Raw genomic sequence first — 3262 nt, 5'->3', positions numbered from 1 at the left:
GGTTATATTTATGAGTATTTAAAAAAATGCAGATAAAATCGATAAAAACGATAATTAAATTTATCGGTAAATACCAGTAAATTGTGGTAAATTAGCAGTAAGCAGGTGATAAAATGAAAAGTTTTAAAGAAGCATCTGAAGAACTCCAAATTACTAAACAAACTTTAACTTCTTGGATAGAAGAAATAAATGAAAGTCATAATATAATTTGGAAAAACAAAACAAGATATTTAGATGAGATAGTAATCAATAAATTAAAGCAACATAAAAATATTGAAAATAAATACACTTCTTCTTCAGGAAAAGATAATATAGATCTGTTGGAAATTTTACAAAAAGAAAATGATTTACTTGTTAAACAACTTTCAATGAAAGATGAACAAATTAACAATTTAACAAGACTCATAGATCAACAACAACAATTAACTATAAGTGATAAAAAAGAACGTGAAGAATTAAAATACGAACTAAAAATTGCGTTAAACCAATTAGAATATAGCGAAAAAACAAGTGATTATTATGAATTTGAAGAGAATGAAAGGCAAGATAGTTCACATCATGAATATAAAGATATTCAGAATACACAAACTCACAAAAAGAGTCTTTGGAGATATTTATTTGGTAAATAGTAAGAAATAAACAAAAAAGTACCTATCACAAGAAACTCGTAATAGGTACTTTCTATTGAAGTATAAAAAAAGAGTATGTCTAACAACATATCAATACTTGGCTTACTCATTAATAGGTCTAGTAAATTTTACCCAGATTTTATATAAGTAAAACCTATTAAGTAGTAAAATTTTCATTATCGTTTTCTATTACAAGTATAAGAAGTAGCTTAAAAATATAATATAACGCTTAAATTTCGCTAATGATTCACTGAATAAAAATACAAAAGTAAGATGTATGAAAACACATGAAAACGTGTTAAACCGACAATGTATAAAGTCTGTATAAATGATCATAAATCAAAAAAGCCCGAAATACTGTCAAATCAGTATTTCGGGCTTTGTGTTTAGTTAACATAATCGATGATTATCAGAAGTTCGATTCACATAAAAAAGCACGACAAGTTCATAAACTTGTCGTGCCTTTTTAATTACAATTAGTTACCAAATAAACGACTCCAAAACCCTTTTTTAGGGGGCTGTTCTCCCCTATCCTCATTCTCACTCTCTATTTCTTCAGATGGTTTATCATCTTTTGCTAATACTTTTTCGTTTGTACTGTCATCTTTTTTCTCTTCAGCTACATCTTTATGTTGTACTTCTGTTGGCTGTTCATCTTCTTCTTCTTGATTAATATCTTTAGATTCTTCGGTAAATGTTGCTTCTTGCGCATTAACGTTTTGTCTATCATTAACAGATGTATCAAAGGAATAATTAAGCTGTCTTTCTTCCTCTAATTGATTCTCCAATTTTTGAATCTTCTTATTACTCTCTAATGCCAATACTTGCTGATTCTCAAGTAATTTTGATCTTTCCTGCAACTCTTTTCTGTAGAATTCAATTGTTGTTTCATGACGATTTTCTTGTTTTTCAATTTGATCATTCAAAGTATCAATCTGATTTTTAAGGATTTCTACTATTTGAGTATCACTTTTGGATTCAACATTAATATTATCTGACTCTTTTTTTTGTTTGTCTTCAGTAGTACTTTCAAAACCATATTTCTTTTTATTTTCATTTACTCTTTGAATAATTTTTTCTATATCGGTATCTTCTTTAATAAACGAAGTGTTTTCCTGTTTTATTGTCTCTATATTCAATCGTTTAATGTTATTGAAAATTGTTTGCTTACTAACCCCTAATTCTTCACTCAATATTTTCACGCTTTTCATATCATCAACCCTTTATAAAATGTTTATAAACCCTTTATAACATATTACAAGCTTGTTATGCTTCATAATAAAGTAATTGGTAAATCAAAAATATACAACCATCAACCCTTTTATCAAGTGTTTATAAAGGGTTGATGGTTGTTGTCAAGGGTTTATAAACCCTTTATCAACCCTTGACAAACCTACATTTTCCCTTTTATAAGCTTATTCAAAGTGCTATAATAACCTTAATACAACAAAAACCCCAACTACTGGTAATAGTCGGGGTTTGGTAATAAAACGTTGCAGCACGTTTATAAATATTTTGATATCTGTATTATATACAACTATATCATCAAAGTGCAAGCAAAAAATTTATGTGTTCTTGTAATGTTTTATTACCTCTATCCAAAATTTGAATAGGAAAGGGGTTTTTATTATGTCTAGAAAAAACATAAAAAATCAGGCCAGTCAAAATTTCTATATGCTACATAAAGTATTATTTATCAATGAAAAATATAAAAAGTTAAGTGATAGTGCAAAAGTTACCTATGCAATTCTTAATGATAGAGTAAGTTTATCTATTAAAAATAATTGGATAGATCAAAATGGAGATATATATTTTATTTTCACAAATGAAAATCTTCAAGAAGTGTTAGATAAAAGTAAAAATACAATAACCAAAATTAAAAAAGAATTACAAGAAGTGGGTTTATTAGAACAAGTTAAAACTGGATTTAATCGACCAAACAAACTATACCTTCATGAAATTGAAACAAATATAAATATTGAAAAAGAAATACAAAATAGCACTTCAAACAATGACGAATCAAGTGATAGCAAGGAATCCCAAATAATGGGAGTCCAGAATCCCAAACAATGGGAGCCCAGAATCCCAAACAATGGGAGCCCAGAATCCCAAAACTTAGACTCTAATGATACTGACTTAAGTAATACTGATTATATAGAGACTGAGAATAATGATACGCATGATATGAATGATACATACAACAATTCAATAAACAATAATCATTCGAATCATACAAATCATCAACAAACCGAATTTAATAATGATGCGCTTAAGTTTCAAGTCCTCGAAGAATTGCCTCAACAACTTCAAGACTATTTAAGTAAATTTGAAATTAGAGAAATTCGGATTATTAAAAGTGTATTACTCAAAGGTAAAAAATCATTTAATAATGCACATGATACGTATTACCGTTTAGAAGATGTTGAGTTTGAAATTGTAAGTGTGTTGAAACGTTTTAAAGCGATGCTGCTACAAAAGAATGAAACGGTTGAAGCGATGCAAGGGTATTTAATGCAATCCATTAAAGCTGAATTCGAAGAAACACATGCACTTTATATGCGACGTCAAAACATGAAACAACATAATATCTTTAATCAGTAATTCAAATAATCTATAGCAATCAAAGAAACCTC

At 28.1% G+C, this 3262-nt stretch carries 3 protein-coding genes; 2 read left to right on the top strand and 1 reads right to left on the bottom strand.

What is annotated here, in order from left to right:
• The first annotated feature begins 113 nt into the window (after positions 1-113).
• Complete coding sequence (locus KA867_RS04710) at positions 114-629, top strand: DUF536 domain-containing protein (RefSeq protein ID WP_021340017.1); 516 nt, start codon at positions 114-116, stop codon at positions 627-629.
• A gap of 476 nt (positions 630-1105) precedes the next feature.
• Here KA867_RS04710 and KA867_RS04705 read toward each other — a convergent pair whose 3' ends face one another.
• Positions 1106-1840: a DUF536 domain-containing protein gene (locus tag KA867_RS04705; RefSeq protein WP_046466204.1), complete on the bottom strand. Its 735-nt coding sequence runs from the start codon at positions 1838-1840 to the stop codon at positions 1106-1108.
• A gap of 418 nt (positions 1841-2258) precedes the next feature.
• Here KA867_RS04705 and KA867_RS04700 point away from each other — a divergent pair, with 418 nt between their 5' ends.
• On the top strand, positions 2259-3230 hold the full coding sequence (locus KA867_RS04700; protein ID WP_002508634.1) for a replication initiator protein A: 972 nt from the start codon (positions 2259-2261) through the stop codon (positions 3228-3230).
• Positions 3231-3262: the final 32 nt, after the last annotated feature.

This window comes from Staphylococcus sp. GDH8C109P, from assembly GCF_017893405.1.
Taxonomy (GTDB): domain Bacteria; phylum Bacillota; class Bacilli; order Staphylococcales; family Staphylococcaceae; genus Staphylococcus; species Staphylococcus cohnii.
Note: the sequence above shows the minus strand (reverse complement) of the source record. Positions and strands in the feature narration are given on the sequence as shown.

Coding starts and splice junctions, on each gene's coding strand:
- KA867_RS04710 (WP_021340017.1), top strand. CDS start 114: ATGAAAAGTTTTAAAGAAGCATCTGAAGAACTCCAAATTACTAAACAA.
- KA867_RS04705 (WP_046466204.1), bottom strand. CDS start 1,840: ATGAAAAGCGTGAAAATATTGAGTGAAGAATTAGGGGTTAGTAAGCAA.
- KA867_RS04700 (WP_002508634.1), top strand. CDS start 2,259: ATGTCTAGAAAAAACATAAAAAATCAGGCCAGTCAAAATTTCTATATG.